Source organism: Streptomyces sp. NPDC057623, assembly GCF_042800355.1.
Classification (GTDB): Bacteria; Actinomycetota; Actinomycetes; order Streptomycetales; family Streptomycetaceae; genus Streptomyces.
On sequence record NZ_JBHVGZ010000028.1, the window covers coordinates 78,708 to 99,951 of the forward strand.

Here is a 21,244-nt window from a genome sequence, read left to right on the forward strand (position 1 = left end):
CCGTTGCGTGCGGTGAGGTCACCGGCGGCGGACCGGCGGTCGCCTACCAGCGCCCCGGTTCGGTCCCGGTGATCGGCTCCGACGGTTCGCCGTCCACCCCGACCGGTACGTCCCCGGCGAGCATCACCCGGTGCATGGTCCGGGGGAAGTCGAGGTGCGCGTTGTCGCTCGGGGCGAGGTGGATGGTGGCCCGGTTGTCCCAGAAGGCGACGCTGCCGGGCTCCCAGCGGAACCGGACCGTGTACTCGGGTCGCACCGCCTGCTCCAGCAGCATGTCGAGGATCGCCCGGCTCTCCGCCCGCGAGAGGCCGGCGATCTGCTCGACGTAGTAGCCGTTGACGTAGAGCACCCGCTCCCCCGTCTCCGGATGGACGCGCACCAGCGGATGCAGCGAGGCGACCTGGTGGCCCAGCAGATGACGGACGTACGCGTCGTCGCCGGGACGGGGCTGGTAGCCGACGCCGAGGCGGTGCTCGGCCCGCAGCCCGTCCACGAACTCCCGCACCGGGCCGGAGAGTCCGGCGTAGGCGGCCGCCAGGTTGGACCAGGTCGTGTCGCCGCCGTACGGGGGTACGGTCTCGGCGCGCAGGATCGTCGCGGCGGGCGGGTCGATACGGGCGCCGTGGTCGCAGTGCCAGCCCCGCAGCAGGGTGTGGCGGCGGCGCCGCAGCCACTCGTCGTGCTCCATGCCGAACTTCCCGCCCAGCTCCAGCCGGTCGGCGGTGGTCTCGATCTCGGGGAAGTCCGCCGGGGAGGCGCTCCCCCGCTTGCGCGGGACGACCGGCTCGCCGAACCGGCGGGCGAACGCCACATGCCCGGCGTGGTCCAGCCGCTGGCCGCGGAAGAACACCACCTTCCAGCGCAGCACCGCCGCCCGGATGGCGGCGACCACGGCGTCGTCCGGCTCACCGGCCAGGTCGACGCCCGTGATCTCCGCCCCGATGTGCCCGGCGGCCGGTCGCACCTCGATCCCCGCGGCCCGCTCCGCTCCGTGCGCTGTGGCCCTGTCCGTCGTCATGCCCGCTCCGTCGGTCGTCCGTCCGCACCGGCTCCGGTCCGAGCCGGTTCCAGGAAGATCGTGACAGTGTTCGGCGGGCATGGCGACAGGGCCTCGAGCGGGCCGCGGCAAGGTGTCAGAGCGCGAACTCCCGTATGACCGTGTTCCGGAAGACCGCCGTGCCGCCGATCGTGAAGAGCGCCAGCCCGGTGTCGGCCGGATCCGGGAAGACCTCGGTCGAGTGCGTGTAGCGGCCGTCGTCCACGAACATCTCGATGGACGTCCGGTCGATCAGGATGCGCAGCCGTACCGTGCCCGCGGACGCGTCGAAGGGGCTTCGGCTCTCCTGCCACCGGCCGGTGCTGTCGGGGCTCACGGTGTATCCGCGGTTGACGAAGGCGTAGTCGCCGTAGATCCCGGCGTCGATGTGGCGGCCGCCGTCGGAGGAGCGCCGCAACTGCAGCCCCGCGCCGGTCAGTTGGTCCCAGGTGATCTCGGTGGACACCTCGTACGCGGTGCCCGAGTAGTCGAGCAGGAGGCTCCCGTCGACCTCCAGGTCGCCGAGGTCGACCGTGCGGGAGACATGGGCGTCGAGACCGGCGACCGGCTGGGAGGCCAGGTAGTACGTGCCGTCCGTCGCCCGCCGCAGCGTGACCTCGCGGACGATCGAGTCGGTGCCGTTGAAGCCGTCGCACTCCATCGTGGGCGTGGTGCCCGCGTAGTCCCAGTGGTTCAGCCAGCCGATGGCGTACCTTGCCGCCGGGTCGAGCGTGCCGCCGGCGTTCCGCTTCTCGAAGGTGACGGCGGCGTACCAGTCCCAGCCGCGGTCGAGCCACTGCGGGTCGCTCAGGTCGGGTGTGAACGTGGTGCCGTCGAAGGACCCCGTCCAGTAGGCGTACGTGCTCGGCAGCCCGGATCCCTTCCCGTTGGCGCTCACCCCCAGCACCCACTTCCAGGTGCCGTCCGCCGCCCGGATGCGGAACAGGTCCGGGCACTCCAGCACGCCGATGCCGCCCTTGATGAAGCCGCCGACGTACGTCCACGACTTGAGGTCGGCGGAGTGGTAGAAGCCCACTTTGTCGTTCTCGGCGAGGGCCATCACCCAGCGCCCGCGTTCCTCGTCGCGGATGACCTTGGGGTCGCGGAAGTCCCGGACGCCGGGGTTGGCCAGGACCGGGGCGGTGCCGTGGTTGGTGAACGTACGGCCGCCGTCGGTGGAGTAGTACAGGTACTGCGCCTGGGCGCCGTCGCCGGGCGCCATGGTGGCGAGGACGATCACCGCGCCCGCGCCGAAGCCCGCCGTGTTGCCGGTGTCGACCACCGCCGAGCCGGACCAGACGTCGCCGTTGGGTGTGGTGTCCTTCGGCACGGCGATCCCGCGGTCGGTGAAGGACACCAGGTCGGTGCTGGTCGCCAGGCGCCAGGCCGTGCCCGCGGACGTGCCGCCCGTCGAGTAGTCGGGGTTGTAGAGGTAGTAGTAGTGGTACTCACCGTCGATCCACACCGGCCGCTGCGGGTCGTTCATCCACTGGTCGGGGACCGTGAAGTGGTACTCGGCACGGTAGCTTCCGGTGCAGGCGGCAGCCGTGGTGGACGCGGAGGGCGCTGACGCCGCCGACGCGGATCTCGAACCGGCGGGAAGTAAGGCGCCGGCCGCGCCCACGGCCGAGGCGATGAACAGCGACCTCCTGGATATTCCGGGTATGCCGGATATACCACGCATGACGAGGCTCCTTTCCCTGACGACGTCGTCAGGACTGCGGCTCATGGAGATCCGTACCGGATGCGAACCGGATCCGGACGGCCCACCGGAACCGGAGTCGTTCAATCCCGGACCGGTCGACCTGGATCGGAACTGTGAGGCCTAACTCGTTAAAGGTCAAGCCGTTCACGACTCTTGACAGGGCCGCGATGGCCTTCACATCATCTGGGCATCAGATTCTGACTAACACGAGTTAGGCCCGTTCAGATGACCGACTCGAACCTCAACCGCCGCACCCTCCTGCGGTACGGCGCCTACGGCGCGGGAGCCGCCGCGCTGGCCGGCACCGCCGCGAGCTGGGACCGGCTCACCGGAGCCGACATACCCGGCCGCGACGACGGCTCCCTCGTCGTCGCCACCCTGGGCCCCGCCTACGGGCCGGAGGCCATCCGCACCCTCACGGAGGGCTTCAAGGAGGTCCACCCCGACATCAAGCTCCGTATCAACGCCGTGCAGGCCGTCGACTGGTCGGACTTCTTCGCGAAGATCCTCACCCAGATCGCGGCGGGCACCGCGCCCGACCTCGTGTACGTCGCCACCGAAGGCGTCCAGCTGTTCGCGCAGCGCCTCGGGGTCCCGCTGGACGACTGGGTGAAGCGGGACGCCGAGGAGCTGCGCGAGTACTTCGCCGACGTCCATCCCTCGCTGGTGGAGTCGATGATGTACGAGGGGAGCCTCTACCAGCTGCCGGTCGAGTTCAACGCGGCCGACATGTACCTCAACAACCAGGTCCTGAAGCGGGCGGGGGCGGACTTCCCGGCGGCCGACTGGACCCGCGACGACTTCACCGCGCTGATGCGGGACATGAAGAAGTCCAGCGGCTCCCAGTTCACGCCGTACTTCTGGACCAACCGCCTGTGGGGCGGCGTGGTGCCCTGGCTGTTCGCCAACGACACCAACCTGCTCAGCGAGTCCAAGGCGCCGGGCGGCGGCTGGCTGTGGGACTCCTTCTACCCGGCCGCCGCACGCCAGGGGCGCGGGGGCGGCTTCCGGTGGACGACCCCGCAGGCCACGGACGCACGGGTGGAGGAGGCGTACGACTATCTCGCCTCCCTCGTCCAGGAGGGGCTGTGCACCCGGCCCGAGGGCGGCAACGGCCAGAACCTCATCGGCGTGTTCTCCACCGGACGGGTCGGCGTCACCCCGGCCGGCGGCTTCTGGGCGGGCGGCCTCCACCAGGCCGGCATGCGCGCGGACGGCTTCGACGCGCAGTACTTCCCGCGCTGGCGCACCCAGCGCATGCAGTACGGCGCCGCGGGCTACGCGCTGCTGCGCACCTCGAAGCGACAGCAGGAAGCCTGGGAGTTCATCAAGTACGCCGCCCGCAAGGACACCCTGACGCGGCTGTTCAAGACCAACCAGACCACTCCGGCACGCCGTTCGATGCTGACGGCCGACCGCTACCGCGAGACCGGCCCGGACCACTGGCAGGTCTTCTACGACACCCTCGACAAGTTCCCCGACACCGGGCCGATCCCGGCGCCGCCGCAGGTCGCCGAGTTCGAGCAGGTGCTGATCAAGCACACCGGTACCGCGCTGGCGTCGCGGCGCACGGTGGCTCCCGCGCTGCGCCGGATGCAGCGCGACCTGGAGAAGGCCATGGAGCGTGAGGTATGACGAACACCCAGATACCGGCCGTACGGCCGCGACAGCCGGCCACGCCCCCGGCCCCCGAGCCCCGTGGCTCCGCCCGCGACCGCGGCACCCGGCTGCTCGCCACGCTGTTCCTGGCGCCGACGATCGTCGGCATCGTCGTCTTCACGGTCGTCCCGATCGTCGGCTCGGTGGTGCTGAGCCTCTTCCACTGGAACGTGATCGACGACCCGAGCTTCGCCGGGGCCGCCAACTACCGGGAGGTCTTCACCGATTCGACGGTGCTGGTCTCCTTCGGCAACACGCTGGTCTTCATGGTGTTCGCGGTCGCACTGCAACTGCTGATCGCCCTGGCGCTGGCCCTGACGGTGAACGGGCGGATGCCGGTGTGGCTGCGCTCGGTGTTCCGGTCGGCGTTCTTCTTCCCGCTGGTGCTGTCCGCCGCGTCGATCTCGGTGGTGATGAAGTACCTGTTCAACCAGGACTTCGGGATCGTGAACTGGATGCTCGGGCTGGTCGGGATCGCCCCGGTGCCCTGGCTGACGTCCGAGAACGCGGCGATGGCCACGGTGATCCTGGTCTACGTGTGGCAGCAGTTCGGGTTCTCGTTCCTGCTGTTCGTCGGAGGACTGAACAACATCCCCAAGGAGATCCACGAGGCCGCCTCCCTGGACGGCGCGACCGGTCTGCGCAAGCACCTGAACGTCACGCTGCCGCTGCTGTCCCCCACGCTGCTGGTCGCGTCGGTGGTCGGCATCATCAACGCACTCCAGGTCTTCGAGCAGCCATACGTCCTCACCAGCGGCGGCCCCGGCGACGCCACCCGCACCGTCGTGATGGTCATCTACGAGGACGCCTTCGAACAGCTCCGCTTCGGTGAGGCCTCGGCGGTGGGTGTGCTGCTGTTCGTGCTGATCATGGCGGTCACCGCCCTCCAGTTCCGGCTCAGCCGGCGTTTCGTCCACTACCAGTGAGCCGGGTGAGTCCTCCATGAGCCAAGCAACCCTGTCCCTGAGCCGAACCCGGCACTCGCTCGCCCCCTGGGCCCGGATCGCCGCGCTGGCCGTGTGCGCGCTGCTGACGCTGGGCCCGGTCATCTGGACCGTCTCCACCTCGCTGCGCACTCCGGCCGAGGCCATCGACCTGCCGCCGAAGATCATCCCGACGGATCCGTCCCTGGAGGCGTACAGCGGGGCCTTCGACCAGATCGACGTCTGGCTGCTCGCCCTGAACTCCACGCTGGTGACGGCGCTGATCGCGGTGGGCCAGATGATCACGGCGGGCCTGGCCGGGTACGCCTTCGCCCGCCTCGAATTCCGCTTCAAGAAGCCGCTGTTCGGGCTGGTCCTGGCGACCATGATGGTGCCGCTGCAGGTCACGATCGTGCCGGTGTTCCTGGTGCTGAAGTCGATGGGCCTGACCGACACCCTGCTGGGTCTGATCATCCCGGCCTTCCCGACCGCGTTCGGGACCTTCCTGATGCGCCAGTACTTCCTCGGCATGCCCAAGGACCTGGGCGAGGCGGCGATGCTGGACGGCTGCGGGCCCTGGCGGACCTTCCGGTCCGTGTACGCCCCGCTGGCCGCGCCGGGCCTCGCGATCGTCGGCGTGCTGGCCTTCAACTACCACTGGAACGAGTTCTTCCGCCCACTGATCCTGGAGACCTCCAACCAGAACTACACACTCCCCCTGGGCCTGGTCTCCCTCCAGGGGAACCTGGGTACCGGCTCCATCTCGGTGGTGCTCGCCGGCGTCGTCCTCTCCATGATCCCCGCCGTCGCCGTGTTCGTCGTCGGCCAGCGCCCTCTGCGTGAGGGCATCACGTCCGCAGGAGTCAACCGTTGAGCCTGACCGCTCCGTCCACGGACCCCGGCGCCCCGCGCTTCCGGGTCCGTCCCCCCGCCAACTGGATCAACGACCCCAACGGGCCCTTCCGCTGGCGGGACCGGTACCACCTCTTCTACCAGCACAATCCCGCCGCTCCCGTGCACGCGAACGTCCACTGGGGGCACGTCTCCAGCGCCGACCTCGTGGAGTGGGAGCACCATCCGATCGCGCTCACCCCGACGCCCGGCGGCCCGGACGAGGCGGGGTGCTGGTCGGGGTGCGTGGTCGACGACGACGGTGTACCGACCGCGGTGTACACGGGCGTCGACCGCCACCACGTCGGCCTCGGCGCGATCTGCCTGGCACGGGCCGTGGTTCCGCAGGACGAGACGCTCACCGACTGGAAGCCGCTGCCGACGCCGGCCGTGGCCGGTCCGCCCGCCGACCTGGACGTGGTGATGTTCCGCGACCCGTTCGTGTTCGGGAGCGGCGGGCACCGCTGGGCGCTGGTCGGCGCGGGGCATGCCGACGGGACGCCGTCGGTGCTGCTGTACGACTGCGACGACCTGACCGACTGGCGGTTCGCGGGTGTGCTCCTGGACGGCGACGACCCGGTCGCGGCGGATGCCTTCGGCGACAAGGCGGTGGGCTGGGAGTGCCCGCAGCTGTACGCGACGCGGGGCGGGGACTGGGTGCTGGTGCTGTCGCTGTGGGACGGGGACCCGTGCAGCACCGGCTATCTGACGGGACGTCTGCAACCGTACGGTGAGGGCGGGTTGCGCTTCTCGCCCCGTGCCGGTGGGCGGCTCGACCACGGGCGGGACTTCTACGCCCCCGCCGTACTCCAGGAACCCGACCGGGCGTTGCTGTGGGGCTGGTCGTGGGAGGCTCGCGAGCAGGGCGAGATCGACCGGGCGGGGTGGGCCGGGGTGCTCACGGCGCCGAGGGTCGTGGACGTGCACCCGGACGGGACCCCGCGGGTCGTACCGGCGCCGGAGCTCGCACTGCTGCGCGCGGCCGAGCCGTTCGTCACGGAGCCGGGGCGACACGCTCCGCTCCCGCAGGCGTACGACCTGACCGTCACCGCGTCCGGCCGCACCACCGTGAGCCTGCTGCGGTCCGCCTCGGGCGCGGCGCTGACGGTCGTCCTGGACCCGGACGAGGGCACCGTGACGCTCGACCGGGGCGACTGGCCACGGACCGGACCCGAGGGTTCGGCGCCGATCGTGGTGCGGGCGCCGGCCGGCGAGGTGCGGATCCTCGTGGACGGCTCGCTGTTCGAGCTGTTCGTCGGCGATCGGGCGACGGTCACCGAGCGGGTCTACCGGCGCCCGGACGACGTGCCCGAGCTCGTCGTGTCGGGCGGCCCCGGGGCCACGGTCACCGGCTGGGAGCTGGTCCCACCGACGCACGACTGATCACGGGGCACGCCAGACGCCGTACCGTCGCGGGCGGCGTCCGGCCCGTTTCGATCGCGTCGAGGAGCAACCGCGCTGCCGCGTCGCCCATCGCCCGGTGGGGCAGCGCGACGCTGGTGAGGGGCGGGGTGAGGAACTCGGCCATGTGTTCCTGGTCGTCGTAGCCGACCACCGAGAGGTCGCCGGGGACGGTGATGCCGAGCCGGGTCGCGGCGTGCAGGACGCCGGCCGCGACCCGGTCGTTGTAGCAGAAGACACCGGTGGGGCGCCGGTCGGCGGGGGCGCCGTCGAGGACGCGCATCGCGCCCTCGTACCCGCCGGCGATCTCGCCGCCGGTGCGGACGACCCACTCCTTGGGGACGGTGATCCCCTCGGCGCGCAGCGTGTCCCGGAAGCCGCGCAGGCGGTCGAGGGAGGCGAGGTCGTCCTGGCCGCCCACCATGGCGACCCGGCGGTGCCCCTTCTCCAGCAGCAGCCTGGCGGCCGTACGGCCGCCGGCGCGCTCGGCGGGGATGACGGCGGGCAGCGAGTCGTCCTCGGGCAGGCAGTTGGCGAGGACGGAGTGGGTACGGTGCAGGCCCTCGGGGACGCGGACCCGGCGCAGCGACATGGCCGCGTAGATGATCCCGTCCACGCGCCGGTCCAGGAGTTCGGCGACGGCCGCGTCCTCCTTGGCCGGGTCGCCGCCGGAGTCGATGGTCAGGACGAGGTGCTCGCTGTCCCAGGCGGTCTCCATGGCGCCGCGCAGCAGCCGGCCGGCGAAGGGTGAGGAGGCGATCTCGTCGGTGACCAGGCCGATCACGGCCGTACGGCGGCGGCGCAGGCCGCGGGCGACGGGGTCGGGCCGGTAGCCGAGCTGGGCGGCCGCCTGGCGGATGCGTTCCTGGGTGGCGGGTGAGAGGTTGCCCTCGGCGCGTCCGTTGAAGACGAAGGAGACGGCGGTGTGCGACACCCCGGCGAGCCGGGCGACGTCGCGTGACGTGGGCCGGCCGGATCCCGCCGGCTGCTTCTCCTCGGTGCCGCCCATGCCGTCCGCTGCCCTCATCCCCACCCGTCCGGTTGATCGATCCTCACCCTATCCGTGACGCTGGGTGTACGGCACAGTCGAGGGAAGGTCGGACAGTGATCAGCATTCCGCTGCACACGCTCAACGACGGTACGACGATCCCCGCCATCGGCCTGGGTACCTGGCCGATGGACGACACGCAGGCGGAGCAGGCGGTTCGCGACGCCCTGGAGCTGGGCTACCGCCTCGTCGACACGGCGACGAACTACCGCAACGAGACCGGCGTCGGCCGCGGCATCGCCCGCGGTGGCGTCCCGCGCGAGCAGGTGGTCGTGACGACGAAGCTCCCCGGCCGGCACCACGGCTACGAGGAGACCCTCGCCTCGTTCGAGGAGTCCCGCGCGCGTCTCGGCCTGGACTACGTGGATCTCTACCTGATCCATTGGCCGCTCCCCCGCGTCGACAAGTACGTGGACTCCTGGAAGGCCATGATCAAGCTGCGGGAGGACGGCCTCGTCCGGTCGGTCGGCGTCTCCAACTTCACGGCCGGGCACATCGAGCGGCTGGGGAAGGAGACCGGGGTCCTGCCCTCCGTCAACCAGATCGAGCTGCACCCCCTCTTCCCGCAGGCCGAGCTGCGCGCCTTCCATTCCGACCGGGGCATCCTGACCGAGAGCTGGAGCCCCCTCGGCCGGGGCACGGACCTGCTGGACGACCCCGTGGTCGGCGCGGTCGCCGAGGCGCACGGGGTGACACCCGGCCAGGTCGTCCTGCGCTGGCATGTCCAGCTGGGCGCCGTCGCCATCCCGAAGTCGGGCGATCCCGGCCGGCAGCGCGCCAACCTCGACGTCTTCGGGTTCGAGCTGAGCCCTGCCCAGATGACGGCGGTCGCGGACCGCGCCCACCGGCGTCTCGGTGGGCACCCCGAGGTGCACGAGGAGTTCTGACCGCGCGTCGCGGGCGCCCCCGCGGGTACTCGGGGCGCCCGGGAAGGAGGCGCTCGTGGGTGAGAGGGACCGGTTGCGGGACTACCGCGGCAAGCGTGACTTCGGGCGGACGCGAGAGCCGGAGGGGAGCGCGGACACCTCCGGGGCGCAGCCGCGGTTCGTGGTGCAGATCCATGACGCCCGCACCCTGCACTTCGACTTCCGGCTTCAGGTCGAGGACGTACTGAAGTCCTGGTCGGTGCCGAAGGGGCCGTCCGGCGATCCCCAGGACAAGCGGCTGGCCATGCCCACGGAGGATCATCCGCTGGAGTACGAGGAGTTCGAGGGTGTGATCCCGAAGGGCGAGTACGGGGGCGGCACGGTGATCGTCTGGGACAACGGGACGTACGAGCCGATGAGCCATGACCGCGAGGGGCGGCCCGTCGACTTCGGTGAGTCGATCGAGCGCGGTCACGCCACGTTCCGGCTGAGCGGGTCGAAGCTGCACGGCGAGTACGCGCTCACCCGGTTTCGCGACGGGCTCGACGGTGAGCGGGAGGCGTGGCTGCTGGTGAAGGCCGGCAAGGGCCGGGCGCACGGGCACCGCACGCCCGACCCGCACCGGGCCCGTTCGGTGCGGACCGGCCGTACCCTCGGCCAGGTCGCGGCCGACGGCGACGAGGGGTGAACGTGTCGGGGCGGCGGTGAATTCGGCGGATGTTCTGGTTCCGCCTTCAACCGCCGTTCCCTGCCTCTATGTTCACGGCGACGACTGCTCTCGCCTCAGGAGGCCCCTCGTATGCGCACCGCGCTCCGCACCGCCGTATCCGGCGCCGTGGTCGCCGCCACCGTCCTCGTCGGCGGACCCGCCCACGCGACACCCCCGGGCCCCGGAGTCACCGGCCGGACCATCAGCCAGACCACCGTGGGCGACACCGACTACGTGGTGCGAGAGGTCACGGTGCCGCCCGGCCAGGCCACCGGCTGGCACTACCACGACGGTCCCGTGTACGGCTACGTGCAGCAGGGCACGCTCACCCACTACCACCCCGACTGCGCCGTCGACGGGGTCTATCCGAAGGGCACCGTGGTGCGCGAGCCGGGCGGGCCCGGCGACGTCCACCTCGGCCGGAACCTGGGCGACAGCACGCTCGTCCTGGAGGTGTTGTACATACTCCCGCACGGCGCGCCCTTCTCGGAGGACGTGCCCAACCCGGGCTGCCCGTTCGAGTGATCACGTCGGCGGCAGCGGCTGTTCCGCCCAGATCGTCTTGCCGCTGCCGGTCTGCCGGCTGCCCCAGCGCTGGGTGAGCTGGGCGACGAGCAGCAGGCCGCGGCCGCCCTCGTCGAAGGCGTGGGCCCGGCGCAGATGCGGGGAGGTGGAGCTGCCGTCGGAGACCTCGCAGATGAGAGTGCGGTCGCGGATCAGGCGGAGCTGGATGGGCGGGGAGCCGTACCGGATGGCGTTGGTGACGAGTTCGCTGACGACGAGTTCGGTGACGAAGGCCGCCTCGTCCAGTCCCCACGCGGTCAGTTGGTCGGTGGCGGCCTGTCGGGTGGCGGCCACGTGCTCGGGGTCGGGCAGGACGTCCCAGGTGGCGATGCGGTCCGCGCCCAGGACCCGGGTGCGGGCCAGCAGCAGCGCCACGTCGTCGCTGGGGTCCTCCGGCAGCACGGCCTTCAGAACGGTGTCGCACAGGGCGTCGAGGGATTCGGCGGGCGCGGTCAGCGCGCGGCACAGTTCGGCGGTGGCGTGGTCGATGTCCCGGTCGCGGTCCTCGATGAGACCGTCCGTGTACAGGGCGACCAGCGAGTCCTCGGGCAGCTCCACCTCCACCGCCTCGAAGGGCAGCCCGCCGACGCCGAGCGGGGGTCCGGCGCTCATCTCGATGACCTGTGTGGTGCCGTCGGGCAGCACCAGGGCGGGCGGCGGGTGACCGGCGGCGGCGAGGCTGAGGCGGCGGGTGACGGGGTCGTAGACGGAGTAGAGACAGGTGGCGCCCAGTTCGGCGACCTCGTCGCTGTCGTCCCCGGCGAGGTGGGTGACCAGGTCGTCGAGGTGGGTGAGGAGTTCGTCGGGCGGCAGGTCCACGTCGGCGAGGGTGCGTACGGCCGTGCACAGGCGCCCCATGGTGGCCGACGACGGGATGCCGTGTCCGACGACGTCACCGACGACGAGGGCGACGCGTCCGCCGGACAGCGGGATCACGTCGAACCAGTCGCCGCCGATTCCGGCCTGCGATCCGGACGGCCGGTAGCGGTGGGCCACCTCGACGGCCGCCTGTCCGGGCAGGCCCCGGGGCAGCAGGTTGTGCTGGAGGGCCAGCGCGGTGGTGCGCTCGCGGGCGAAGCGGCGGGCGTTGTCGATGCAGACGGCGGCCCGGCTGGCGAGTTCCTCGGCGAACACGGCGTCGTCCTCGCCGTAGTCGTCCGACTGTCTGATGCGTACGGCCACGGCGACGCCGAGGGTGGTGCCGCGGGCCCGCAGCGGCACCGCCATCATCGTGTGGGCGCCCACACGGTGCCGCCGGCCCTCCGGGGCCCGGGCGTCGCGTTCCGCGATCCACCGCATGAAGGCCGGCTCGCCCGCCTGGCTCTGCAGCACCCGGCTTTCGAGAATCGCCCGCGCGGGCGGCGAGAACGGCGGGTAGTAGTCCACCTCACCCAGGTGTACGGCGGCTTCCGGGGTGCCCTCGGTGCCGGAACCGTGGGCGACCCGGCGCAGCGCGATGTCCGTGCCGGCCAGGGCCGGTGGCTCCTCCGCGCCCAGGACCCAGTCGAACAGGTCCACGCTGGCGAAGTCGGCGAACCGGGGCACCACGATCCCGATCAGTTCCTCCGCGGTGCGCACCACGTCCAGGGTGGTGCCGATGGCGGCGGCCGCCTCGTTCAGCAGGGCCAGCCGCTGCCGCGCCCAGTACTGGTCGGAGCTGTCGAACGCCGCCAGGGACGTGCCCAGGATCTTGCCGTCGGCGTCCCGTACCGGCCACATCTCGATGCTCCAGGCGTGCTCCCGGTTGAGGGCCGGGGCTCCGGTGAAGCTCTCGTAGCGGACGGGTCTGCCGGTCTCGGCGACCTGGCGCAGATGCCAGTGGAAGCCGCGGCTGTGCTCGGCGTCCTCCACGGTCTCCGGGAAGTGCCGGCCGATCAGCACGTCCTCCGGCACGCCCATCACCTGGCAGGCGGCGTCGTTGAGCCGCAGATAGCGCTGCTGGGTGTCGAAGACCGACATCGACATCGAGGCCTGCTGGAAGGCCCGCTCGCCCAGACCCGGCTCCGGAGCGCCGGGGGGTTCGCCGGTGACCATGTAGCCGTCGGGTGCGCCGTCCGCGGTCAGCACGGCGTGCGCCCGCAGGGCCAGGGGTACCTGCGAGCCGTCGTGATGAAGCAGGACGACGGTGCCGGTCAGCGCGGCCAGGTCGGCGGGCGACGGTTCCTCGGCGAGCAGGTCCCGGGCGGGCCGGCCCACGGCCTCCTCGGCCGTACGGCCGGTGAGCTGCCGGGCACCCTCGCTCCACCCCTTGACCACACCCTGGGCGTCGAGGATCGCCACGGCGGAGACGCGCTCCATGTCGTCCAGCATGAGTCCTTCACGGCACCGCATCAACCGCGACGCCCCGAGGGTTACGCCCGTCCGGCCCCACCGGTCGGGCCGGTGGGGCCGTCGGCTCACTTGCGCAGCGCGGCGAGGGCCCGGTCGGCGTGGGTGTTCATCCGCAGTTCGCTGCGGACGACCTCCAGGACCGTGCGGTCCTGTCCGATGACGAAGGTGACCCGCTTGGTGGGGGCCAGCGAGAAGCCGCGTGCCACGCCGAACCGCTCGCGGACCGACCCGTCGGCGTCGGAGAGCAGGGTCATGCCGAGCGTGTGGCGGTCGGCGAACTCCTGCTGGCGTTCGACCGCGTCACCGCTGATCCCCACGGGCCGTGCCCCGACGGCGGCGAACTCGGCGGCGAGATCCCGGAAGTGGCAGGCCTCCGCGGTGCAGCCCGGGGTGAGGGCGGCGGGGTAGAAGAAGAGCACCACCGGCCCCTCGGCGAGCAGCTCGGTGAGGCTGCGGCCGGTGCCCGTCTCGTCGGCCAGTGAGAAGTCCTCGACCTTGTCGCCGACCTTCAGCTGTGCGCTCATGCCCGGCCCTCCGCGTTCTTCGCTACGCCCCGCGCCCAGAGCACGAGGGGGATCTGGAGCGGCAGCCGGCCGAAGGCGGCGGCCTTCTGCGGGGTCGGGCGGTGCCGCCGGTCGGCTGCCGTCTTCACGTTCGCGGGGAACACACCGACGAAGAACGCCGCTGTGGCCAGCGCGGCGGCCTTGCGGGTGCGGGGCGATGCCAGACCCGCCGCCAGCGCGAGTTCGGCGACGCCGCTGGCGTACGTCCAGGTCCGGGCCTTGCCCGGCAGGGCGCGCGGCACGGTCGCGTCGAACTGGCGGGGGACGGCGATGGGGGTACCGCCCATGCCCTTAAGGCTATGGGGGAGGGCGACACCCGCGGTGGCCAGCAGGCCGGCGAGCAGCAGGGGTGAGCGTTGGGACCGTGGCACGGATCCTCCTTGGACGGCCTGCTCCTTCTTGGACGGCCTGCCGCCGGATGCTACCGGAGGGTAGGCAGCGGCCCGCCACCCGCCCCCTGCCGGTTCATCGGGCCTGGTGCGGGCGGCGGTTGTGGGTTCCGGGCGTGTAGCCGAAGGAGCGGCGGAAGACGTCGATGAAGGCACTGGCGGAGGACCAGCCGCAGCGGTGGGCGACGGTGGTGACGGGGATGTCCTCGGCGAGCAGCCTCAGCGCGTGATAGAGGCGCGACTGGGTGCGCCACTGCGGGAAGGTCATGCCGAACTCGCTGCGGAAGAGCCGGCTGAGCGTGCGCTCGCCCGCGCCGGTCGCGGCGCCGAGCGCGGAGAGGGTGCGGGGGTCGGCGGGGTCGGCGTGGACGAGTGCGCAGACCTCGGCCAGGCGTGGGTCCGTGGGGGTGGGCAGGCGCAGGGGCTGCTGCGGTGACGCCCGCAGCCGGTCGCACAGGACGGCGAGCAGGCGGCGCCGCTCGGGGGTGTCGTCGGCCGGGTCGCGGGTATGGGCGAGGATCAGCTCGCGCAGGAGCGGATCGACGGCGAGGACGGTGGGGGCGTCCAGGCCGAGCGAAGCGAGACGGGGGTACCCCCGGACGGAGTCCGGGGCAGGGTCGTCGTCGGCGGGCAGCCCGACCAGGTGCAGGTCCAGCCGGCCGTGGGCGCGATGCGCGTGGACGGTGCCGGCGGGGACCCAGATGGCGCGGTTGCCGGGTGCGAACCAGGTACCGGCGTCGGTGGTGACGGCGAGGACGCCGGAGTCCGCGTAGACGATCTGGTGGTCGTCGTGCCGGTGCGCGTCGATGCGTTCACCGGCGGCCAGGACCTGAGCGCGGGTCGGGGCGATCGGGGTGTGGCGGATGTTCGACACAACCAGGCAGTTTATCGGAAGCGGGCCAGGCGCCGCTGCCGCGACGATCGCAGGATGTCCACGAAACGCAACCGCGCCATCACCTTGCTGTCCCTGGGCCACGCCTGTGTCGACGTGTACCAAGGGGCGGTGGCGGCCCTCGTCCCCTACTTCGTCGCCGAGCGCGCCTACAGCTACGCCGCCGCCTCGGGCGTCGTCCTCGCCGCGTCCTTGCTGTCGTCGGTGGTGCAGCCGCTGTTCGGGGCGCTGACCGACCGGTGGGCGATGCCCTGGCTGCTGCCGCTGAGCGCGTTGACGGGCGGCGCCGGGGTCGCGCTGAGCGGTGTCATGGACTCCTACGCCCTCACGCTGACGGTCGTCGCCGTCTCGGGGATCGGGGTCGCCGCCTATCACCCGGAGGCCGCACGCGCGGCCCGCGCAGCCGCGCGCGGCAGTCATACGGCGATGGGCTGGTTCTCCCTCGGCGGGAACGTCGGTTTCGCGCTGGCCCCGCTGCTGGTGGCCGCGGTGGCCGCCACCGGTGGGCTCGGCGCCTCTCCGCTACTGGTCGTACCGGCCGTGGTGGGGGCGGCGCTGTGCGCGGCGGCGGTGCGGTCGGCCCCCGGTGGAGGGGAGGCCGCGGACAGGGCCGCCGGACTCGGCAGCGACGACTGGGCATCGTTCCTGCGGCTGTCCGGTGCCATCGTGTGCCGGTCGGTCGTGTTCATCGGCCTGAGCACGTTCGTCTCGCTGTACGTACGGCAGCGGACCGGCGGTGGGAACGTGGCCGGTACGGCCGCGCTGTGTGTGCTGTACGTCGGCGGCGCGGTGGGCACGGTGGCCGGGGGCCGGCTCGCCGACCGGTACGGGCGTCTCACGGTCGTACGTCATGCGTATGTACTGACCGTGCTCGCGGTGGCGGGGGTGGTCCTGGTGCCCGGGCCGCCGGTGTATCTGTTCGTCGCGCTGACGTCGGCCGGCCTGTACGTGCCGTTCTCGCTGCACATCACGCTCGGCTAGGACTATCTGCCCCGGCGGGTGGGCACCGCGAGCGGGGTGACGCTGGGGCTGACCCTGAGCGTGGGGGGTCTCGCCGCGCCGGTCGTCGGTGCGCTGGCCGACGCCACCTCGCTGCGGACCGCGCTCGTCCCGCTCGTCGTCCTGCCCGCGCTGGGGCGGCTGCTGCTGTGCGGGCTGCGGGAGCCGGAAGCGCCCGCAGGGGTCGCCCAGGCGGCCGGCTCGCCGGGTGAGCGCCCTCGCGCGGCGTCGGCCTGAGCGGAGGCGGGCGAGCCGTCCGGTCAGGCGGTGCGGGCCGGTGCCGTCGGCTGCGGTTCGCTCTCCTCGTCGACGGCGTGGGCGAGGAAGTCGTCGACCATGCGGTGGAAGAGCGCGGCCAGCCGGCCCAGTTCCTCGGGTGTCCAGTCGGCCAGGGCGAGCTGCATGCCACGGGCGCCGGCGTCGCGGACCCGGGCGATGGCCTGCCGGCCGGCGTCGGTGAGCTCGATGCGCTGGGCGCGGCGGTCCTGGGGGTCGGGGACCCGGGTGACGTAGCCGCTCTTCTGGAGCTGCTGCACCGTGCGCGTGACGTGCGAGGCCTCCACACCCAGCCGGTTGGCCAGTTCCCCGGGGCGCAGCGACTCCGAGTCGGCGACCTGCCGCAGCAGCGCCACGGCCGCCCGGTCCAGCGGCACCCCGGCCAGGGCCATGAGCCGCTCGTGCTGCCGGGCGCGCGTACTCAGGTAGGTGATCCGGGTGAGCGCGCGCTCGATCTCGATCACTTCCGGGGACGCGGGGGTGTCGGGGAGTGGCGGGGTGGGCATGGGGACCACTTTACCATCTCATTGCGTAACTCAATTAACTTACGGCGGGCCCGGTGGACCGCTGTGGTCCACCGGGCCCCGGCCGCGCGGCATGTCTCAGGCGGACGCCCCGCCCGGCACGGCCTCGACGCGCGAGGGGGACGACATGGTCCCGTCCCACTCGGCGCCCGTCATGATCGCCTGCCGCCACTGCCGGATCGCCTTCGGCGGCATCCCCACCGCCAGTGCACCGGTCACCCGGTCACCCCGGCGGTAGGCGGCCACGAACCGGCCCTCGGCGAGGTCCCCCTCGACGACGGCGACCTCGTCGTGGCCGCGCAGATAGCCGTACGCCTGGATCTTCATGTCGTACTGGTCGGACCAGAAGTACGGCACCGGCGCGAACGGCTTGCGCGCGTGCGGGTGCAGCAGGTTGCGGGCCGCGGCCATGCCCTGCTCGGCGGCGTTGGTGCGGTGCTCGATCCGCATCGCCTGCCCGAACAGCGGGTTGTACCAGCGGGCGACGTCCCCGGCGGCGTACACGTTCCGCGCGGCCTCGCAGTACTCGTCGCACACCACGCCGTCGCCGACGGTGAGGCCGCTGCCGTCGAGCCACTCGGTGTTGGGCAGCGAGCCGATCGCGACCAACACCTCGTCGGCCTCGACCAGTTCCCCGTCAGCTAGGCGTACGCCGTCCTCGGTCACCTCGGTCACGGTGGTCCCGCAGCGCAGGTCCACGCCCCGCTCCAGATGGGCGCGCGTCAGCATCGCGCCGACCTCCGCGCCGACGGCGTGCGCGAGGGGCACGGGCGCGGGTTCGAGGAGCGTCACCTCGCAGCCGAGCCGCCAGGCGACGGCGGCCGCCTCGGCCCCGAGGAACCCGGCGCCGACCACGACCAGTCGCCGGCCCGGCGTGAGCCGGTCCCGCAGCCGCAGGGCGTCGTCCAGGGTGCGCAGCACATGCCCGCCGGCCCCCGGCAGCCGGCGCGGACGTACCCCGGTGGCCAGGATCAGGCCGTCGTAGGGCAGCGTCGAGCCGTCCGCCGACTCCAGTGCGCTGTCGGCGAGTCGGAGGCCGGTGGCGGCCACTCCCAGGCGCAGGTCGAGGTCGAGCCCGGCCAGGTCGCCGGAGGCGCGCAGGGCCAGCCGCTCGGGCTCCCATTCGGCGGCCAGCAGCTGCTTGGACAGCGGCGGGCGGTCGTAGGGGGCGAGCGGTTCGTCGCCGACGAGGGTGAGGGTGCCGTCGTAGCCCTCGCGGCGGAGCGTCTCGGCCGCCGCGAGCCCGGCGGCCGAGGCGCCCACGACGACGATGCGCCTCACTGGTCCACCAGGCGGATCGCGGCGGCGGGGCAGATCGCGATGGCTTCCTGTACGCCGTCCATCAGGTCATCGGCGGGGTGTTCCGCCAGCAGGATCGCGACGCCGTCGTCGTCCCGCTGGTCGAAGACCTCGGGAGAGGCCATCACACACTGGCCGGAGGCCACGCACTTCGGTTCGTCCAGTTCCACGCGCATCGGCTTGCTCCTTGTTCCTCAGTACTTGTGGGGGTGTCACCAGGCGACGGGCAGGCACTTGACGCCGTACGCGGTCCCGGTGTGGTTGAACGCCAGCTGTTCGACCGGGGCGGCCGGGCGCAGGGTGGGGATGCGCCGGTAGAGCGTGCTGTAGACGACCTGGAGCTCCAGGCGGGCCAGGTTCTGGCCGAGGCACTGGTGAGGGCCGTAGCCGAACGCGTTGTGCTGACGCGCCGGGCGGGACAGGTCGAGGCGCTCGGCCTCGGGGAACGCCTCCGGGTCCCAGTTGGCGGCCTGGAGGTCGAAGAGGATGCCGTCTCCCTTGCGGATGACCTGACCGCCGATCTCGATGTCGTCCTTGGCGACCCGGCGCAGACCCGAGTGGACGATGGAGAGGTAGCGCAGCAGTTCGTCGACGGCGCCGTTGACGACCTTCGGGTCGTCGGTCTCGCGGAGCACGGCGAGCTGGTCGGGGTGCTCGAACAGGGCGAGGGTGCCGAGGCTGATCATCGTGGCGGTGGTCTCGTGGCCGGCGATCAGCATGGCGACGCCCATGTTGACGGCCTCCTGGTGCTCCATCTCACCGGCCTTGACCTTGGCCGCCATCCCGGACAGCACGTCCTCACCCGGATCGGCGAGCTTCTCGCGGAACAGCCGGTCCAGGTACTGGCCCAGGGCACGGCCCGCCGCGCCCGCCTCCTCGGCGGAGAGGGAGGCGTCGAGGACACGGTTGCTGTTCTCCTGGAAGAACTCGTGGTCCGCGTACGGCACGCCGAGCAGTTCGGCGATGACCAGGGAGGGCACGGGCAGGGCGAGCGCGGTGAGCAGGTCGGCCGGGTTGGGGCCGGCCAGCATGGTGTCGATCAGGTCGTCGACGATCTTCTGGACGGCCGGCCGCATGGCCTCGATCCGCTTGACGAGGAACGGGCCGTTGACCGACCGGCGCAGCCGGGTGTGCTCGGGGGCGTCGGTGTTGGTGATGAGCTTGGGGGTGTGCGGGGCGATCGCCGCACGGTGGGCGTTGACGTGCGGGAAGTCCGGCTCGTGGTCGTCGTTGCTGACGCGCGGGTCGGTGAGCAGGGCCCGCTGGTCGGCGTGACGGGTGATCAGCCACGGCGTGTTGCCGTTCCAGATCCGCACTTTGGTGACAGGTTTCTCGGCACGCAGCTCGCCCACGGCCGGCGGCGGGGCGAGCGGGCAGCCCGTCGCCCTGGGCATCGGGTACGCGGGGGACCCCGGGGTCGCGCCGGACGCGGCCTCGGTCTGGGTGTCGGCCATGTCTCTCCTCGGTGATGGGGGGCTCCGGTGGGGCGGAGCTCCGGGATGACTTAGTCGAGGCCTCGATGAGCACATGCAAACAGAGGGGTCTGACGTGAGCCGGTCAGTTTCCTGACAGAAGCCTGACGTGGCCCGGATCACACGGCGGTCGTGGTCAGGAGCCGAGGTCGGACCGGCCCAGCCAGTAGCCGAAGCCGCGGCGCGTGTGGATCAGCGCCGGGGTGTCCCGGTCGCCCTGGTCGCCCCGGTCCACCTTGCGGCGCAGCCGGGAGACGAGTTGCTCGATCGCGTTGTCGCCGCGGTTCTCGCCCCACACGTAGCGGCCGATCTGCTCCTTCGACAGCACCCGGTGGGCGTTGACCAGGAGATGGCGCAGCAGCCGGTACTCCGCGGGCGTGAGGTCGAGTGCCCGCGTCCCGCGCCGCGCCCGGCACACCGTGTCGTCCAGCACGAGGTCGCCGTAGCCGAGGGGGTTCGCGCCGGTCCGGCCCGGGCGACTGCCGCGCAGCAGCACCTGGATCCTGGCGAGGACCTCGGCCACCCGGAAGGGCTTGGTGACGTAGTCCCGCTCCCCCGGGCCGAGTTCGGGCACGAGCCGGTCCAGGGCGTCGCATGCGCTGAGAAGAAGGACGGGCGGACGGTGCGGGAGCGCGGGCCGGTGCTCCCGGCCGAGGTGCGCCGTGTCCGGCATGTCGGTGTCGAAGACGACCAGGTCGAAGCGCCGCGTCGCGACCAGCGCCAGCGCGTCGACGCCGGTGCCGCTGACGCTGATCCGGTAGCCGGCCAGCTCCAGGGTGGTCGAGAGCAGTTCGGCGAGGTCGGGCTCACCGGCGACGACCAGGACATGCTGGCCGGCGCCGCGCGCGAGGGCGGGGGTCTCCCGGGTGGCGCCGGCCGCGGGCGGGGCGGTCTGCCAGGCACTCATAACCCGCACCGCCCGGCGTCGCCGCGGCGACTGCGTTGGCCCAGAGTCGGTTTCACGGTCCTGCTCCTTGTGTCGTCAACCTGCTGCGGTGGCGTCAGTGGCCCGGCGTGACGGGTGCCAGCCACATGCCGACGACGGCGTCGGCGAGGCCCCTGGCGGCTTCGTCCCAGGTGGACCGTGGGGTGGGGGTGTGCTCGGCGAGGGCGCGCTCGCGCTCGGCGGCGACGTGGACGATGAGGTGACGGACCATCTCGCCGCGTTCGGCGCTCACCTCGGGCGGGAGGTCGGGCAGGCACCGGCGCAGGCCCTCGATGATCTGCTGGAGGGACGGGGAGGTGAGGGCCTCCTCGACCATGATCCGGTGCAGTGCCGGGTCGGCGACGACCTGGGCGCAGAACCGCGCGTACCAGGTGGGGCTGCCGAGCGCGGCGAGGTGTTCGAGCGCCGGGCGGACCAGGCAGTCCACCCAGCCGCGCACGTCGTCGGGGTCCGTCAGGCCGGCGACGAGGCGGGCGCGGATCTCCTCGATGCGGGTGGCGTGCTTGCGCACGATGGCGCGGACCAGGTCGGCCTTGGTGCCGAAGTGGTAGCCGACCGCGGTGTTGTTGCCCTGGCCCGCGGCCTCGCTGACCTGACGGTTGGAGACCGGGTGGACTCCGTGTTCGGCGAAGAGCCGCTCGGCCGCCGTCAGGAGCAGCTCCCTGGTCGCGTTGACCTGTTCCTCGCGCAGTGCCCTGCCTGCCATGATCACCACCGCACCGGGACTTCACTCGGCACCGCGAAGGCCAGT

General features: G+C 72.2%; 20 protein-coding genes and 1 pseudogene. 8 read left to right on the plus strand and 13 right to left on the minus strand.

Translation table 11 applies throughout. The annotated features are described in order from the left end of the window. Positions 1-43: 43 nt before the first annotated feature. Both ACFU95_RS26520 and ACFU95_RS26525 read right to left on the minus strand, forming a co-directional pair. Entirely contained in the window at positions 44-1,018 is a 975-nt protein-coding gene (locus tag ACFU95_RS26520) for a TauD/TfdA dioxygenase family protein (protein WP_383832047.1), read from the minus strand. Between the two features lie 115 nt (positions 1,019-1,133). Continuing rightward, positions 1,134-2,720, minus strand: coding sequence for a glycoside hydrolase family 32 protein (locus ACFU95_RS26525; protein ID WP_383832049.1), 1,587 nt, complete (start codon positions 2,718-2,720; stop codon positions 1,134-1,136). A 246-nt stretch (positions 2,721-2,966) separates the two neighbouring features. On the opposite strand from ACFU95_RS26525, the gene ACFU95_RS26530 reads away from it, so the two are divergent. The 4 genes from ACFU95_RS26530 to ACFU95_RS26545 are packed head-to-tail and all read left to right on the plus strand — an operon-like array spanning position 2,967 to position 7,597. Further along, positions 2,967-4,376: an extracellular solute-binding protein gene (locus ACFU95_RS26530; protein WP_383832051.1), complete on the plus strand. Its 1,410-nt coding sequence runs from the start codon at positions 2,967-2,969 to the stop codon at positions 4,374-4,376. After that, positions 4,373-5,326 (plus strand): carbohydrate ABC transporter permease, encoded by a 954-nt coding sequence (locus tag ACFU95_RS26535; protein WP_383832053.1) that lies wholly within the window; start codon positions 4,373-4,375, stop codon positions 5,324-5,326. The genes ACFU95_RS26530 and ACFU95_RS26535 overlap by 4 nt, the downstream gene beginning before the upstream one ends. A 16-nt stretch (positions 5,327-5,342) precedes the next feature. Then, positions 5,343-6,197, plus strand: coding sequence for a carbohydrate ABC transporter permease (locus ACFU95_RS26540; RefSeq protein WP_383832055.1), 855 nt, complete (start codon positions 5,343-5,345; stop codon positions 6,195-6,197). After that, entirely contained in the window at positions 6,194-7,597 is a 1,404-nt protein-coding gene (locus ACFU95_RS26545) for a glycoside hydrolase family 32 protein (protein ID WP_383832057.1), read from the plus strand. Before ACFU95_RS26540 ends, ACFU95_RS26545 begins: the two co-directional genes overlap by 4 nt. Here ACFU95_RS26545 and ACFU95_RS26550 read toward each other — a convergent pair. Beyond that, entirely contained in the window at positions 7,560-8,624 is a 1,065-nt protein-coding gene (locus ACFU95_RS26550; RefSeq protein ID WP_383832121.1) for a LacI family DNA-binding transcriptional regulator, read from the minus strand. The genes ACFU95_RS26545 and ACFU95_RS26550 overlap by 38 nt on opposite strands. Positions 8,625-8,719: 95 nt before the next feature. On the opposite strand from ACFU95_RS26550, the gene ACFU95_RS26555 reads away from it, so the two are divergent. From ACFU95_RS26555 to ACFU95_RS26565, 3 genes are all read left to right on the plus strand, one after another. Next, entirely contained in the window at positions 8,720-9,550 is an 831-nt protein-coding gene (locus ACFU95_RS26555) for an aldo/keto reductase (protein ID WP_383832059.1), read from the plus strand. Positions 9,551-9,605: 55 nt separating this feature from the next. Further along, the gene (locus ACFU95_RS26560; protein ID WP_383832060.1) at positions 9,606-10,217 is read left to right on the plus strand and encodes a DNA polymerase ligase N-terminal domain-containing protein; all 612 of its coding nucleotides are present in this window, start codon (positions 9,606-9,608) and stop codon (positions 10,215-10,217) included. A 111-nt stretch (positions 10,218-10,328) separates the two neighbouring features. Continuing rightward, positions 10,329-10,763 carry a cupin domain-containing protein gene (locus ACFU95_RS26565; protein ID WP_383832062.1) on the plus strand — a complete coding sequence of 145 codons (435 nt, stop codon included), beginning with the start codon at positions 10,329-10,331 and terminating at the stop codon, positions 10,761-10,763. Here the strand turns inward: ACFU95_RS26565 and ACFU95_RS26570 are convergent, their stop codons facing one another. From ACFU95_RS26570 to ACFU95_RS26585, 4 genes are all read right to left on the minus strand, one after another. Beyond that, a complete protein-coding gene (locus tag ACFU95_RS26570; RefSeq protein ID WP_383832123.1) occupies positions 10,764-13,100 on the minus strand; it encodes a SpoIIE family protein phosphatase in 2,337 nt (778 codons plus the stop codon). Positions 13,101-13,198: 98 nt separating this feature from the next. After that, positions 13,199-13,657, minus strand: a complete 459-nt coding sequence (locus ACFU95_RS26575) for a peroxiredoxin (RefSeq protein WP_383832064.1) — start codon at positions 13,655-13,657, stop codon at positions 13,199-13,201. Next, a complete protein-coding gene (locus ACFU95_RS26580) occupies positions 13,654-14,067 on the minus strand; it encodes a hypothetical protein (RefSeq protein WP_383832066.1) in 414 nt (137 codons plus the stop codon). Before ACFU95_RS26580 ends, ACFU95_RS26575 begins: the two co-directional genes overlap by 4 nt. 94 nt (positions 14,068-14,161) lie before the next feature. Continuing rightward, positions 14,162-14,959, minus strand: coding sequence for an AraC family transcriptional regulator (locus ACFU95_RS26585; protein ID WP_383832068.1), 798 nt, complete (start codon positions 14,957-14,959; stop codon positions 14,162-14,164). Positions 14,960-15,013: 54 nt separating this feature from the next. On the opposite strand from ACFU95_RS26585, the pseudogene ACFU95_RS26590 reads away from it, so the two are divergent. Then, positions 15,014-16,213, plus strand: a pseudogene (locus ACFU95_RS26590) (MFS transporter). 23 nt (positions 16,214-16,236) lie between these two features. Here the strand turns inward: ACFU95_RS26590 and ACFU95_RS26595 are convergent. The 6 genes from ACFU95_RS26595 to ACFU95_RS26620 form a co-directional block, all read right to left on the minus strand. Then, complete coding sequence (locus ACFU95_RS26595) at positions 16,237-16,758, minus strand: MarR family winged helix-turn-helix transcriptional regulator (RefSeq protein ID WP_383832070.1); 522 nt, start codon at positions 16,756-16,758, stop codon at positions 16,237-16,239. A gap of 96 nt (positions 16,759-16,854) precedes the next feature. Beyond that, on the minus strand, positions 16,855-18,057 hold the full coding sequence (locus ACFU95_RS26600) for an NAD(P)/FAD-dependent oxidoreductase (protein ID WP_383832072.1): 1,203 nt from the start codon (positions 18,055-18,057) through the stop codon (positions 16,855-16,857). After that, entirely contained in the window at positions 18,054-18,251 is a 198-nt protein-coding gene (locus tag ACFU95_RS26605) for a ferredoxin (protein WP_383832073.1), read from the minus strand. Before ACFU95_RS26605 ends, ACFU95_RS26600 begins: the two co-directional genes overlap by 4 nt. A gap of 36 nt (positions 18,252-18,287) precedes the next feature. Further along, positions 18,288-19,529: a cytochrome P450 gene (locus tag ACFU95_RS26610; RefSeq protein ID WP_383832075.1), complete on the minus strand. Its 1,242-nt coding sequence runs from the start codon at positions 19,527-19,529 to the stop codon at positions 18,288-18,290. Positions 19,530-19,683: 154 nt separating this feature from the next. Then, entirely contained in the window at positions 19,684-20,454 is a 771-nt protein-coding gene (locus ACFU95_RS26615) for a response regulator transcription factor (RefSeq protein WP_383832077.1), read from the minus strand. A gap of 94 nt (positions 20,455-20,548) precedes the next feature. After that, positions 20,549-21,199 (minus strand): TetR/AcrR family transcriptional regulator, encoded by a 651-nt coding sequence (locus ACFU95_RS26620; RefSeq protein ID WP_383832079.1) that lies wholly within the window; start codon positions 21,197-21,199, stop codon positions 20,549-20,551. Positions 21,200-21,244: the final 45 nt, after the last annotated feature.

Excerpts from the sequence above, each read along its gene's own strand:
- ACFU95_RS26605 (WP_383832073.1), bottom strand. The coding sequence starts at position 18,251 with ATGCGCGTGGAACTGGACGAACCGAAGTGCGTGGCCTCCGGCCAGTGT.
- ACFU95_RS26620 (WP_383832079.1), bottom strand. The coding sequence starts at position 21,199 with ATGGCAGGCAGGGCACTGCGCGAGGAACAGGTCAACGCGACCAGGGAG.
- ACFU95_RS26520 (WP_383832047.1), bottom strand. The coding sequence starts at position 1,018 with ATGACGACGGACAGGGCCACAGCGCACGGAGCGGAGCGGGCCGCGGGG.
- ACFU95_RS26530 (WP_383832051.1), top strand. The coding sequence starts at position 2,967 with ATGACCGACTCGAACCTCAACCGCCGCACCCTCCTGCGGTACGGCGCC.
- ACFU95_RS26575 (WP_383832064.1), bottom strand. The coding sequence starts at position 13,657 with ATGAGCGCACAGCTGAAGGTCGGCGACAAGGTCGAGGACTTCTCACTG.
- ACFU95_RS26610 (WP_383832075.1), bottom strand. The coding sequence starts at position 19,529 with ATGGCCGACACCCAGACCGAGGCCGCGTCCGGCGCGACCCCGGGGTCC.
- ACFU95_RS26525 (WP_383832049.1), bottom strand. The coding sequence starts at position 2,720 with ATGCGTGGTATATCCGGCATACCCGGAATATCCAGGAGGTCGCTGTTC.
- ACFU95_RS26535 (WP_383832053.1), top strand. The coding sequence starts at position 4,373 with ATGACGAACACCCAGATACCGGCCGTACGGCCGCGACAGCCGGCCACG.
- ACFU95_RS26615 (WP_383832077.1), bottom strand. The coding sequence starts at position 20,454 with ATGAGTGCCTGGCAGACCGCCCCGCCCGCGGCCGGCGCCACCCGGGAG.
- ACFU95_RS26565 (WP_383832062.1), top strand. The coding sequence starts at position 10,329 with ATGCGCACCGCGCTCCGCACCGCCGTATCCGGCGCCGTGGTCGCCGCC.
- ACFU95_RS26540 (WP_383832055.1), top strand. The coding sequence starts at position 5,343 with ATGAGCCAAGCAACCCTGTCCCTGAGCCGAACCCGGCACTCGCTCGCC.
- ACFU95_RS26550 (WP_383832121.1), bottom strand. The coding sequence starts at position 8,624 with ATGGGCGGCACCGAGGAGAAGCAGCCGGCGGGATCCGGCCGGCCCACG.
- ACFU95_RS26595 (WP_383832070.1), bottom strand. The coding sequence starts at position 16,758 with ATGCCCACCCCGCCACTCCCCGACACCCCCGCGTCCCCGGAAGTGATC.
- ACFU95_RS26570 (WP_383832123.1), bottom strand. The coding sequence starts at position 13,100 with ATGGAGCGCGTCTCCGCCGTGGCGATCCTCGACGCCCAGGGTGTGGTC.